The sequence below is a fragment of the Candidatus Cloacimonadota bacterium genome, assembly GCA_020532355.1.
GTDB lineage: Bacteria > Cloacimonadota > Cloacimonadia > Cloacimonadales > Cloacimonadaceae > UBA5456.
The window spans coordinates 1-13,946 of sequence record JAJBBD010000187.1; the positions used below are offsets into that span (position 1 = coordinate 1).

10 protein-coding genes and 1 tRNA gene are annotated in these 13,946 nt (G+C 39.5%); 6 read left to right on the forward strand and 5 right to left on the reverse strand.

Features of this window, described 5'->3' with window-relative positions; all coding sequences use genetic code 11:
- Positions 1–237 precede the first annotated feature (237 nt).
- The 6 genes from LHW48_06715 (at position 238) to LHW48_06740 (ending at position 7,616) form a co-directional block, all read left to right on the forward strand.
- Positions 238–1,629: an aminomethyl transferase family protein gene (locus LHW48_06715; protein ID MCB5260148.1), complete on the forward strand. Its 1,392-nt coding sequence runs from the start codon at positions 238–240 to the stop codon at positions 1,627–1,629.
- Between the two features lie 126 nt (positions 1,630–1,755).
- Positions 1,756–2,523 (forward strand): ATP-binding cassette domain-containing protein, encoded by a 768-nt coding sequence (locus LHW48_06720; protein MCB5260149.1) that lies wholly within the window; start codon positions 1,756–1,758, stop codon positions 2,521–2,523.
- On the forward strand, positions 2,513–4,516 hold the full coding sequence (locus tag LHW48_06725) for an ABC transporter permease (protein MCB5260150.1): 2,004 nt from the start codon (positions 2,513–2,515) through the stop codon (positions 4,514–4,516). Before LHW48_06720 ends, LHW48_06725 begins: the two co-directional genes overlap by 11 nt.
- On the forward strand, positions 4,504–6,339 hold the full coding sequence (gene glmS / locus LHW48_06730) for a glutamine--fructose-6-phosphate transaminase (isomerizing) (protein ID MCB5260151.1): 1,836 nt from the start codon (positions 4,504–4,506) through the stop codon (positions 6,337–6,339). Before LHW48_06725 ends, glmS begins: the two co-directional genes overlap by 13 nt.
- A 494-nt stretch (positions 6,340–6,833) precedes the next feature.
- Positions 6,834–6,909: transfer RNA gene (locus LHW48_06735), tRNA-Phe, on the forward strand.
- Between the two features lie 335 nt (positions 6,910–7,244).
- A complete protein-coding gene (locus LHW48_06740; GenBank protein ID MCB5260152.1) occupies positions 7,245–7,616 on the forward strand; it encodes a response regulator in 372 nt (123 codons plus the stop codon).
- Here LHW48_06740 and LHW48_06745 read toward each other — a convergent pair.
- From LHW48_06745 to LHW48_06765, 5 genes are all read right to left on the reverse strand, one after another.
- The gene (locus tag LHW48_06745) at positions 7,613–8,668 is read right to left on the reverse strand and encodes a glycosyltransferase family 4 protein (protein ID MCB5260153.1); all 1,056 of its coding nucleotides are present in this window, start codon (positions 8,666–8,668) and stop codon (positions 7,613–7,615) included. The two genes, LHW48_06740 and LHW48_06745, sit on opposite strands and share 4 nt — an antisense overlap.
- On the reverse strand, positions 8,668–10,128 hold the full coding sequence (locus tag LHW48_06750; protein ID MCB5260154.1) for an oligosaccharide flippase family protein: 1,461 nt from the start codon (positions 10,126–10,128) through the stop codon (positions 8,668–8,670). Before LHW48_06750 ends, LHW48_06745 begins: the two co-directional genes overlap by 1 nt.
- On the reverse strand, positions 10,121–11,554 hold the full coding sequence (locus tag LHW48_06755; GenBank protein MCB5260155.1) for a family 10 glycosylhydrolase: 1,434 nt from the start codon (positions 11,552–11,554) through the stop codon (positions 10,121–10,123). Before LHW48_06755 ends, LHW48_06750 begins: the two co-directional genes overlap by 8 nt.
- Entirely contained in the window at positions 11,551–12,882 is a 1,332-nt protein-coding gene (xseA, locus tag LHW48_06760; GenBank protein MCB5260156.1) for an exodeoxyribonuclease VII large subunit, read from the reverse strand. The genes LHW48_06755 and xseA overlap by 4 nt, the downstream gene beginning before the upstream one ends.
- A gap of 254 nt (positions 12,883–13,136) precedes the next feature.
- Positions 13,137–13,700 (reverse strand): nitroreductase family protein, encoded by a 564-nt coding sequence (locus LHW48_06765; protein MCB5260157.1) that lies wholly within the window; start codon positions 13,698–13,700, stop codon positions 13,137–13,139.
- Between the last annotated feature and the right edge of the window lie 246 nt (positions 13,701–13,946).

Here is a 13,946-nt window from a genome sequence, read left to right on the forward strand (position 1 = left end):
ATAGGAAAGAAGCTTACTAATAAAGTGTATTGGCATAATTCAGGTTAAACAAGCTAAAAATAAGATTGGTAGGGCATGACTACTTATCTATATGTTCAAATTGCTAAACTGATTGAAACAGGTGGTTGAAAGATATCCTCTAAAATTGCAATTTTAGTCAAAAAATCGTAAAAATGGCTTTACAAAAAAGCAGTGTTTTAGGATATTGCTAAGAAAAACCTTTTTAGGAGATAAGAAATGAGCAAGTACGGCTTCAATTTTCCTGAAAATATTAGGAAAACATATCTCTTCGATATGGAAGAAAACTGGTATCTGCCACTTTTGGCAAAGCAAAAAAACCTTAGTTTACAAAGCATAAAACGCAGCAATTTTGGTCAATATAATATGGCTGTAAACTACCTTACTTCTGTTTTGGAAGAAGCTGCGGCAATCAATAAAGTGGCAGTGTATAATATTGATCATATGGCACAGATTAGATTTAAGGGGAAAGATGCTGCAAACTTATTGAATAGAAGTTTAGGGGCTAATTTTGTAGATATGAAAGTTGGAGCATGTAAATATACTTTGCTTTTAAATGAAGCAGGCGGAGTTCAGGACGATATGATTCTAATGAGAGTATCCCCGGAAGAATATATCGCTGTAATCAATGCCGGACACGATATTACAGATACGGTTGAGCATAATGGCGATAAAGTGGAGCTAATTGCCGATATCGATCGCATTATGAGCCTGAAACAAGCAGAAGAAGAGGTTGAAGCGGAAGATATATCCGATCAGTTGGTTAAGGTGGATATCCAAGGTCCTCTTTCCTACAAACTTATTAAAGATATCTATGGCGTTCAGGTGCTTAAGAATCGCAATAATCCCGAGAAAAACATGAACTTCTTTACCTTCAACGAATTCGACCGTAATGGTGCTCATTATTATATTAGCCGCACTGGGTATACCAACCGATGGGGATGGGAATTATATATTCCCGTAGAACAAGCTGCGGACGATTTTAAACAGATTGTTAGTAAGGCACTGGATCTGGGTGGATTATTGGTTGGACTTGGTGGTAGAGATGAAAACCGCATATCTGCAGGTGCATTTGGTTTGCCTTTGATGGGGCAAGAATACGATCCTGATCATAATCCTATCAATGCTCCCTTATATGATGCTGCCATAGATATGAACAAACAAGATTTTCTTGGCAAAGCAGCCTTGGAACGAGCTTTGGCTCAGGGAGTTCATAAACGTCTTAATATTATTATTTCTGAGGGAATAGTGAGCGGCAGGGGAGTGTATCGCAATGGAAAGAGAATAGGCACTGTAAGCTCTAGCATCAATTCTCCCAATCTATCCCTAGAGCAACGATTAGCCATTGGTTCTAAGCGTAAAAATGTGAACGATCAGGCCGGTACTGCCGCAATAGGCTTGGCATGGCTTTACACAAATCAGTTTGAGGAGGATGCACAGGGAATCGATATAATCGAAGCCGATGGCAAACCGATTCGAATAGCTGTTGAATTTTACCGAGAAGATGAATCTCGCAATCCTTTAGGGAATCCGGTTGTAGGATACCTTACTCAAGAAGGGGTAAGCCCCGCCACAGCACCAAAACCGCTAAAAAATATTGAAAGTTTATAATAATGTGTAGATCATGCACAGCATATAAAAGAAAGATTGAGAAGAGAACAGACCTCATCAAAAAGTCTTTGTTTCAATACATTAGGCAGATAATGTGTCTACAAGTGTAAAATATGGGGAGATAACATGATAAGTGTGGAAAACTTGGTAAAAGAATTTCCCAAAAAAGACGGTACAACTTTCTATGCTGTAGATAACATCAGCTTTGAGGCAAAAGAAGGTGAAATTGTGTGTCTATTGGGAGTAAATGGTGCCGGCAAAACTACTACTATGCGCATTCTTTCCACAGTATTTAGACCAAGCTCGGGAACAGCGAAAATAAAGGGATGGGATATTCTTACCCATCCACATAAAGTGCGTGAAAACCTTGGCTTTTTGTCTGGTGATACGGGCTTGTATAATCGTCTGCGAGTGTTTGAATTCATTCAGTACTTCGGCAGGTTGTACTCTATGCCGGAATCTGTTATTGATCAAAGAATGAAAGAGATGGCAGAGCTGTTGGATATGAACGATTTTATGGACAAAAAAATCGAGTTTCTTTCTACCGGAATGAAACAAAAGGTGTCTATTGTTCGTTCAATTATTCACGATCCGCCGGTAATGATCTTCGATGAACCTACTGCAGGATTGGATATCTTAACAGCCCGTAACATCATATCATTCATTAGAAGTTGCAAAGATAGGGGAAAATGTGTGTTATTTAGTACTCATATTATGCGCGAGGCAGAGCGGTTAGCCGACAGAGTCGTTATGATTCACAAGGGCAAACTGTTGGCAGAAGGAAGCTTGGATGAGCTAAGAGCAATTACCAATCAAACAGATCTGGATGATATCTTTGTGCATTATGTGAATCAAGTTAACGGCGAAAATGAGGTGCAAGCACATGAGTTCTAAGATTTTGATCGTATATCGCAAAGAATTATTGGAAGTATTGAGAGATAAACGTACACTCTTTACTACTTTGCTGCTGCCGGTTATTCTCTATCCTGTTTTGATGATTGGGTTTAATGCAATAATGACCAGGCAAACTGGAGTATTAGAAGAACGCGGGGGCACTGTGGCAATTCAAGATAGTGTTCAAAACGAAATTTCGATGCGCATTGCTTCCGAACTTTCCCAGATTGAAAATGTTACCGTTATTCCCGCAGCCAACAATGTTCAATCTCTATATTTGAGTAAAGATATCCAAAGCATTGTAACAATTAAGGATTCTGTAGATATATCCGGTTTACGCAAGTATCATACATATATTCAATATGATGCCGCCAATGAAAGCAGCAACCATATATATGGCAAGGTTTCCGATCAAATTAAAGCTACAGAGCATGCCCTTATCGAAGAACAACTATCAAACAGGGGTGTTAGCCCCGAACTGATGAATCTGGTGGATGTACGTAAACGAGATACAGCAGATTCTCAAAAAAAAATGGGTATGCTCTTAGGCATGTTTCTTCCTTATATCATGATAATTATGTTGTTAGCCGGGGCATCAATTGTCGCCGCCGACCTGGTAGCGGGCGAAAAGGAGCGGAAAACTCTGGAAACCTTATTAGTTTCGGGAGTTGGTAGAAGAGAAGTAGTAATAGGTAAATATCTTACCATAATCACATTGAGCATGCTTAATCTGATTATCAATCTCTTCAGCATTAGTTTCTCTATGCGCTATATGCTTTCTCGATCTGGCTTAGATATGGCTGGTGCCCAGATGCCCATAAAGGCAATACTTATTCTCTTGGCAGCGATGCTTCCCCTTGCTACTCTGTATGCTGCGGTTTTGCTTTCCATCTCTACGTTTAGTCGAAATATGAAGGAAGCCAGAACTTATGAACAACCGTTAATGATGGTTTCTATGATTTTAGCGATGATTAGCTTTCTGCCTGCCATTGAAATGAGCAATTTGATGGCTATTATTCCTGTAATCAACATCTCTTTGTTGTTTAAGGCGGTGATGATAAACGACTATCAGGTATCCCACTTGCTCATAACGATTATTAGTACCTTAGTACTGGATGTTTTGGCGATTTGGGGGACCATCAAGCTCTTTAACACCGAAGGAATTCTCTTTAGATCGGATGACGATAGTGGAAGCTTGAAAGGCATCAAAAAGAACAAAGCAAACTTCTTTAATCCTTACAATGGTTTAGTTTACTACACCATTGCCCTTTTACTATTGTACTATTTGGGTTCGTATTTGCAGCAGCAGGATTTGGCACGAGGATTGGTACTGACCCAATTGCTAATTATTGCCATGCCCGTTTTACTAATTATTCGCTCATTAAAGCTTGACGGCAATAAGATCTTACGCTTAAAAGCTCCCCAACTGAAAGAATTACTCATTATTCCTTTTATTGCAATTCCTGCTGCAATCATAGTGTCCCTGCTTTCCCAAGTAATCAATACTATATATCCTTTTCCGGAAAACTATCTAAAAATGTTGGGCGGTCTGTTTAAGATGGATTTACCGTTATGGGGCAGTTTTTTGGTTATCGCAGTGGCGCCTGGAATATGCGAAGAATTGATGTTTAGAGGTTTTCTTATCCGCTTTTTCGAGAAATACGGAATTAGAGCAAGCATTATATTAAGTGGCTTATTCTTTGCTGCATTTCATCTGGATCCTTTTCGTTTCATCCCAGTGCTGATTCTAGGTATTATTTTAGCATATCTCACTCTGCGGAGTGGATCGATTTTTAACGCTATGTTTTCTCATGCTATCAATAACGGTTTTGCCTTGATTATAATGACCTTAGCTACCAAGCCTTTCATGAAGTTCTTTGTATCTGGAGAGGACAGCCTACATTACTGGTTGGCAATTCCCGCCGTGATTATTTTGGCATGGGCTCTATATATGTTTCATAAAGTTACAGGGGGAAAACAATGTGTGGAATAGTTGGATATATTGGCAATAGACAAGCTCTTCCGATTGTCATTGAAGCACTTAAACGCTTAGAATACAGAGGATACGATTCATCTGGAACGGCGCTGATACATGATAGTGAATTAGAGGTGTACAAAAAACAGGGAAAAATCATAGAATTGGAGCGCGCTTTACCCGAACCCTCTAAATGTGAAGGGCATATTGCCATTGCTCATACGCGTTGGGCAACGCATGGTGAACCCAATGAATTGAACGCCCATCCTCATACAAGTTGCAACCAAGAGGTGGCAATTGTGCACAATGGCATTATAGAAAACTACAAACTACTACGTCAGCAATTGATTGATCTGGGGCATACGTTTAAAAGTGAAACAGATTCGGAAGTAATTGTTCACCTCATTGAGCAATACCTCAGCACCAAGATAAGCTTAGAGGATGCCGTACGGGAAGCCATGAAGCTGGTTGAAGGTACATACGGTTTAGTAGTAATTAGCCGTCGAGAGCCAGATAAACTTATCGCCGTACGCAAAGGGAGTCCTCTAATTATTGGCATCAACGATAACGAACATTTTGTTACTAGTGATGTGAGTGCCATCATAATTCATACCAAACGCGTGATCTATTTGCAAGATTCCGAGCTTTGTGTAGTGCGTAAAGATAGTTTTGAGATCTCTACCTTGGATAAAGCCAGCGTAAAACCCCAAATTAGCGTTGTAGATTGGGATATATCTGCCATAGAGAAAGGCAATTATAAACATTTTATGCTCAAGGAAATCTTTGAACAACCAATAACGATAGATAATGGATTTCGCGGACGCATAAATGAAAACATGGGTACAGCGCGATTAGGTGGCTTGCACTTACCCCCATTTGAACTAAGGAAAGTTAAGCAGATTCATCTCATTGCTTGTGGAACATCGTTTCATGCAGCCTTAATTGGAAAGTACATTATTGAAGATATGGCACGTATTCCCGTACATGCGGAATATGCCAGTGAATACCGCTATCGCAATCCGATTATTCCGGAAGACACTTTGGTGTTTGTGATTAGCCAATCTGGCGAAACGGCGGACACCCTTGCGGCAATGCGCGAAGCAAAAGCTAAGGGCGCCAGAGTGTTAGGGATTACAAATGTAGTTGGTTCAACTGTGGCACGAGAAAGTGATGGAGGAGCATATATTCATGCCGGAAGTGAAATTGGCGTGGCTTCCACAAAAGCATTTACTTCTCAAGTAACGATATTAACCCTGTTAAGTGTTTTTTTGGGTAGAATGAATTACCTCTCGGCAGTTCAAGGGCAAGAATACATAAAAGCATTAGAACAAATTCCTCAACAAGTAGAAGAGATTCTAAAGCTAAACGATCAAATTCGGGAGATTGCCGCAAGCATTAAAGATTGCACCAATGCCTTATATTTGGGTAGAGGAGTAAATTATCCCGTAGCGCTAGAGGGTGCACTCAAGATCAAAGAAATCAGCTATATTCATGCTGAGGGATATCCTGCAGCTGAGATGAAGCACGGTCCCATTGCGCTTATAGATAAAAACATGCCCGTAGTAGCTATAGCAACTAGTGATCCCTTGTATGATAAAGTATACTCCAATCTTCAAGAAGTACGAGCACGCAAGGCTAGGTTGATTACAGTTGCCACTGCTGGCGATAAAGAATTGTGTAAGATTAGTGAAAACGTTATATACATTCCCGATACTCTCACTAATCTTCAGCCTCTTCTTACTGTAATTCCCTTGCAGCTTTTAGCTTATCATGTGGCAGATCTTCGTGGCTACGATGTAGATCAACCACGTAACTTGGCAAAAAGCGTTACAGTAGAATAGAAAATCCCAATATCGTTGTACCTGGCTAAAATGCCAAAAACAGAGAGTACATAAACTGTATAAAGATTTGGTACTAACGTATCTATTCTTGGCTGCAACCATTATTGTATGGGGCTCTACCTTTACAGCTACGGGCTTATACGGCATTTTGTACTTCTTGCTTCATCTCACACTTAAGCATACTTCAAGGGGACATGCTCCCTTCCTACGGCATGATCCAAACTTGAACCCTACTTAATTCTCCTGTTAAGCGAAAGATGGGAAGAGGGGGGAGTTGTAATGCGCTTGGGGCAATTTAGCTGTCGTTGAGTTAATACGTGAGATCGTCGCATATCCTCATATATAGCAGATTTCTATGCTTGAGATATCGGTTTGGTGGGCTTTTTCTGATCGCAGTTCTGCCATCCACTACCCTTGTAGGCTAAAAAAGTAGACTCTTTTCAAATTGTGCTTGACAAAAAAAGCGCTGTTAAATCAAATGCAAAGCACTGTGTGGCGAGATAGCTCAGACGGTAGAGCAGAGGCCTGAAAAGCCTTGTGTCCCCAGTTCAATTCTGGGTCTCGCCACCATTTTTGTATACAGCATTTTCAAATCTTAAGGTTATAATACTTTTCCCTCTTGCATTAGTAGTTCAACACCAGTGAGAAGCTTAATGAATCTACAATACTAATGAGGCTTGCAAAAGTGTTGGTTTCTGTAGAAGTATCATGTTGACTATCAATACGTTATCAATCTATAGACGCACAAAAACGGGTATCAGTGTAGAGTTTGGTTGGATAATTTCAACAAAGCATCAAAGTCAGACAAAAGATTTTGCTTTACATAAAAGCTGAAATAATTATTATGCCTTTGTTAGTGATATTAAAGCTAACAAGAACTCAAAAACTCAAAGTGAGGTTGTATTATGCCCAAGATTCTTGTAATAGAAGATGATGATAGCTTTCGCAATGTATTAGTACAGATGCTATCTAAGGCGGGATACGATGTTCGTCAGGCAGGAGAAGGCAATCAAGCTTTGGAGGTGTGTGCGCAGTTTAATCCAGATTTGGTAATTACAGATATCATAATGCCAGATAAAGAGGGATTGGAAACTATTCAAGAACTATTAGAATTGTGTCCCAGCATCAAGATTATCGCCATGAGTGGTGGAGGGAAGTTTGGGCCCAATAGCTATTTGCCATTAGCAGAAAAGCTGGGAGCGAAAGCAACCTTACAAAAACCTTTTATGCGAGATGAGCTGTTAAGCACCATATCATCAGTGTTGGAATCGGATTAAGCGAGGTCTTTAAGAGCGTTTTCCAGTTTAGACTTTCGGGTTTCGTATGGGAATGAGTTTGCTATCCAATTCGAGATTGATTGCCTATCAGTTTCGGTCTGCATGGTTTTGCGCAAGGCCTTAAGCAGAGCTTCTGCTTTTCTTTCAGTGATGATTTCTCCCATGTTTCCTATGATGGTTGGAATTCCGGCAACATAAGAACCTACAGCCTTACAGCCATATAACATAGCTTCCATTAGTGAATTTGGCATACCTTCAGATATAGAAATCTGTACAACTATATCTGATTCGCTCATAATGCTAAGCAATTTGGGATGTGGTATTGAGGCATGAATGGTGAGATTTTGGTAATGGGAAAAATGAAAATCGGGCTCAAGTATCTTTTGCCAAGTGGTTTTTATGCCCACAAATACAAAATGCCAATCTCGAAAACCTATTACTGCTTCCATCAGTAAATCGAAGCCTTTATTATAGAAATCCTGTAAACGAGGTGTAGTACCCACACACAAAATCTGTTTTTTTCGGATCTTAGATACGATATGAGGGGCTGGAATTGTAATGCAATTATGGATTACAATAGACTTTGTATGCAGATTTTTTACCAATCTATATACGCCCTCAGAATGTCCATGAGGATTGTAGTACTTGTTATTTGAAGATAGCAGTGCGTTATGATTTGCTATGATAAGGTCGCAGTGCTTTAATGCGTATACAGCGCAGAGTTTTCTTAAGCGATTGTGGAAAACACCATAAGAAAGCTTGGGATAGTGGACAGCATCGTAACCCCCAATAAAAAGAACAGACTTTCTGTTAAATAGCCGTGATCCCAACACAATAAACAGAGCATGATAATCTGCGAACCAACTAATGCAGATTTTGTGTTGGGGAAACAAGGCAATTTTGGGAATAATGCCAAGCAATGAAAAGAAGTAGCAGAATCTACCGTTGTTTTGATGCAAGCACATTGTTTGCAGGTGACTGATCTCGCTTAAAATCTTGATGTCCACATCTATGAAAGTGCTTTTAGCAGGATAAAATAAGATAGTCTTCACTAGAACTTCCGCTTGATAACATCGGAGGCAAATTCTTTTACTAACTGTATGTCGTAGGGCTGGATGACTTTAAGTATACGAGCTGCAACAAGGTATAAAAACATATATATACATCCTCCCAAGATCATGCGTAGCACAGACAGGTGTATTAAATGAGCTAAAGGAATAACCACAACAACAGGGATCAATGCGGCCAAAAGATTTCGTAGCAAGCTGGATGGAGGGAACAGGCTTAAGAGTTTTATTTTTAGACAAAACCTCATTTGCCATAAGTACACAAGCAGGATTAGCCAAGATACCAGCACCGTTGCGATGGCTGCTCCCTTCATGCCGTACATACGGATAAATATATAGTTTAGTACAGTATTCAACACAATCATTATTACAGAATCTATCATAACCAGTCGGGTTTTACCCATAGCTTGAAACACTATACCATAGGTTGCTACTCGTAGAGGCAGAATAAGAAGATATATTCTAAAGTACAAGGCCGATGATGCGTAAATACTACCATATAAGAATACCATAAATTCGGCAGCAAAAATAAAAAAGACAGTTGCCAGGGGGAAGATGATTATGGCATTTTTGCGCACAGAAGCCTTAAAAGTTGAAGACAAAGCAGAAACATCTCCGGAGCTGAGGTGGGGGAGGAGAACTGAATTTACGGAATTTATCAAAATTCCAATTAGTGGTAGTTCCATAGCCCCTAAGGAAAATACTGCAAAATCTTCTGGTTTAAAAAATCCGGAAATCATAAGCTTATCTAATTGAACACCTAAAACTCCAATCAATAAAGATACTCCCAAGGGGATTGTGTATGCGAGTTGTTCTTTAAATCCAGAGAAAATGCTTGGTGACCAGTGTAGTTTTAGTGAACGTAAATCGAGATAAGCCCAAAGCCATTGTATTGTTGCAGAAACTAGTAATGCCCAAACAATGTAATAGATATCTCTAAACAAAAGAGCAGTGCCTAAAACCAAAATAAAATCGCAAGCAATGGCAAAGATGGAATACACTGCAGATTTTTTAGTTTGCCTCAAACCGAGTAATACTGAATTGTACATCTGAGTGACAAACATGAATATTGGATAGATGCTATAAAGCGGGAGTAAAATATATAAAGAAGGATTGTTGAATATATTGGCTATATATTTGCTGGATAGAAAGATAAGTAATGCGCAGATTAATGATAATAGTGAAACTATGCTAAAGGTTCTGCTAATGATCCTTTTGATTTCGGCTTCATTTGCTGCTTTGGGTAAAAAATACAACATGCTTTGGGGAAAGCCTAAAAGCAGAATGCCGGAAAGAGTACTGAAGATCAGGAATAATTGTCGATAAGAGCCTAAATCTGCAGGACTAAGAATTCGGGCAAGTGCAATACCAAGAAGGGTTTTTATAAAAAACCTGATAAAATCTGCCAGCGAGAGTAGCCCTGCTTTACGCGAAAGATCACTCATGAACAATGCTATCCAAACTAATCGGAATCATATATTTATAATTGGCATCTTCATGAAACACCGTAAAAATGTAGTTACCGGGGGCAATATATGTGCCATTGATAAGTTTGCCATTCCAGAATTCTTGATTAAGACCTTTAAAATAAAACCGCTGCTTGTTGTAAATAAGGGTGTTGTTGGTATCGCTTATTGACCAAAACCATTTTCCTTCTTTTGGCAGCATTATTTCTATTACATAAGTGCCTGCGACCAAATTTACTTTAACATCGGCAGCGTTTTCTTCGGTATACATGGGCTCTATGGGCAATTTATTCTCTATGGGGGGATAGCTAAGAAGTGCCAAAGAATCTAAAGCTCCATTTTGAGTAATACTATGGTGGCTAAACAGGGCAATTCCTCCAAATTTCCCCTCTCTAATACGATTTATGCGCTTTATGATATGCTCAAGGTTATATTCAGGATTATCCTTAGGCATCAGAGATTTGCCATTAGCATTCCATGCTCTTAGGCCAATTACTAAGTTTTGTTCCAATCCGTAGTAGAGCATTTCATCTAATTGATTGCTAAAAACATTGTAATCCAAATGATACGCCATAGGATATACTCTATCTACAATGCCTTTTTTTAACCAATCGTACCAATCTTGAGCGTATGAAATTCTGGCCTCCGAAATATTGGAGAAGACTGCTGCGCTAAGCATAAGATTGGGATTTATGCTTTTTACGCGGATACTACATTTGCTAACAAACTCCGTTACTTGACGTATTCTCCATTCATTCCAGCTTATCATTTCGCCATTTTCTTTTGTATCTTCAAAACGTGAAACTGAAATAGGATGAAATCCCCACTGTGAGCTTGGGTAGCGGATGTAATCCAGATGCAACCCGTCCAATTTTGGGTATCCGTTTACGATATTGCTAATAACATCCAGCAAATAGTCTTGAACCTCAGGGAGGCCGGGATCTATGAAATATCCAAATGCTTCACTTGAGCGCATCTGATTTCCTTGTTCGTTATAAGTAATCCAGTGTGGGTAATTAGTGAAAATATAGTTATGTTCTACAAGTTCTCTGGCAGTGGGAGTTGCGTTGAATACAATAACCCAAGCCTGCACTTTCAAATTGTGAGCATGAGCCTGTTGTAAGGTGTATGCGAGAGGATCAAAACCATCGTTTTGCAATATATAACTACGTGGCTCGGGGTTGTAATACTTATTTCCAAGTCTGTTTGGAGTATACAAAGCATCTGCCCGATATCGTACTTCTACCAATAATTCATTCTGATTGCTTGAAAGGGCATCACTAATAACTCTATCCACTGCTTGTGGGCTGGTAATGTTCCATGGTAATACCCAAAGCGAACGTACTTCAGCACAGAGATACAGAACAGAGATAAGTAAGAATAGCAGTAAGCAAAACTTTTTCATTGTTCTTCGAGAACCTCAACGGCAGTTTTTCCATCGGCAAACCTTATACTAAGGATATCTCCTGGATGTAGCTCATTAACGCTTTTAATAATCTTGTTGTCCTTTATTGCAACAGACCATCCTTTTTGCATCAATAGTTGAGGTGAGAGTTGATTAAGAACTTCAGCTTTAGTTTTTAGTTTAAGAGAGATATCTTGTATACCCCTATTACAAAGCATGTTCAAGCGCTGCTCAAGGGAATTAAGCTCGTTTATGCCTCGCTCCAATTTTGTCATTATTGAATACTGTGCAGATATAATAAGTTTATTTTCAGCATGTTTAAGCGTATTTTGGGGTTCACGGATAAAGTGTTTGATATTAGCTAAAGCCATTTCTGCCAGGTCAAAACGTTGCTGATAGTCTTGCCAAAGGCGTTGGGGGTGAAATTTAGAAAGTTTAAGAGCATATTCGCTCATCTGTTGTTTATAGTTTGCAACAGCATTCTTTGCCGTGAGATTAAGGCGTTGTTTTTGTGAGTTTAGATAGTTTAGTAAATCATCTTTATTAGGTACTGCAATTTCTGCTGCAGCCGAAGGTGTGGGAGCACGTAAGTCAGACACGAAATCACTGATGCTAAAATCAATTTCATGACCTACGGCAGAGATAATGGGGATGTTCGATTTGAATATGGCTCGTGCGAGATTCTCATCGTTAAAACAGAAAAGATCTTCCTGAGAACCGCCCCCTCTAGTGATAATAATCAGGTCTACCGGAAAACTTTGGTTGAAGAATTCTATTCCATTTATCAAGGTACGAGGAGCGTCGTTACCTTGTACTAGTGCCGGATACACAAAAGCTTTAACAGGATATCGACGCGAAAGGATATTTGATAAATCTTGCAAGGCAGCACCTGTAGGAGAGGTTACTATGCCAATAGTTTCGGGGTATGGGGGCAGCTTTTTTTTGTGAGATTCTTCAAATAACCCTTCTTCCATAAGCTTTTTCTTAAGGGCTTCAAAACGAGCCTGCATGGCACCGATTCCCGCAGGTTGCATCGAAGTAACATTCAGATTGTAGGAGCCACCTTTTTCATATAAAGTAATCTTACCAAAACAAATTACGCTTTGTCCATCCATCGGATTAAAGTTTAGGTTATTGTTTGCCCCTTTAAAAAAAGTACATCTCAGTGTGGCATATTCGTCTTTTAGATTAAAATACATGTGCCCAGAACTGTGGTGCACATAGTTCGAGATTTCCCCTTTTACATACAGGGGTTCGATACTGCTTTCTATAACCTGCCTGAGGTGGCGAGATATTTCGAATACGCTGAAAACTTGAATGTTATCCATATAAGAACAGCAAAAGCCTATGGGCAATTTTTGTCAATGGCTTCGAAAGACAGTTGATTAATGGAGGCATAAAGCGGCACTCATACAATAAGAAAGAAAGTTGCACATACAGAAGTAAAATAACACAGGGGCTTTTATATGGATGTGCAACGTTCTCTAGATGCTATTTTTTAGTGGCATGATACTACCAATCAAGCGAGAACAATGGCAGAGATATTGTTATATTGCCAAATTGGATACAATAAACACGCTTCTCAGTTTAAAATGAGAGTATCTAAATCGTATTTTGGGACGTGATGACGATTTCTTTCATCGCGCCAATACTCGATATTACCCGAAGAATTAATGTCGTCAATTACTACTTCTTCGGCAGGAACACCTAAGGCAATAACCAACATAATGTCCAGATTAGACGGAATGCTTATCAGTTGGCGCAATTTCTCTTTGTCAATTGCTGCAATCATACAACCGCCCAAACCCAGTTCTGTAGCACCTAAAAGTATGCTTTGACAGGCAATACCTGTATCGACATAACAATACTTTGAACAAGAAGTGGGAGCAAAAACAATGATATAAGCTACAGGGCGTTCGCCTTCTGCAGGTCCATTCCAATTCTTTAGATAATTTGCCCATTTTAAGCATTTGAACAAACCGGCATGAGGAGTGTCTACAAGCCAGTAACGAAGATTTTGTAAGTTTGCTGCACTAGGAGAGTAGCGTGCTAAAGCGACCAAATCCCTAAGAGTTTGTTTGCTTATCAGCTGTTTTTCATCAAATCGCCTGTAACTACGGTTGCGCAATACTAGTTGGCGTATCATGATAACACCTCCTCATTAGTTTTATATACATGATAATCTGCTTTGAAGCAAGGCAAAGCAAAAACCGTTTATCCACCTCATCGAAAACTGACAAAACAACAAATTATCCAATTAAAGACCGTAGAATAATCGGTGCATGGGGCGGAGTCTTATCCTACAATGGTGGTAGGTGGGCATGGCTACGACCAGAAAAAGCCCACCAAACCGAGATCTCATGCATAAAAAATCTACTATAAATGGATATGC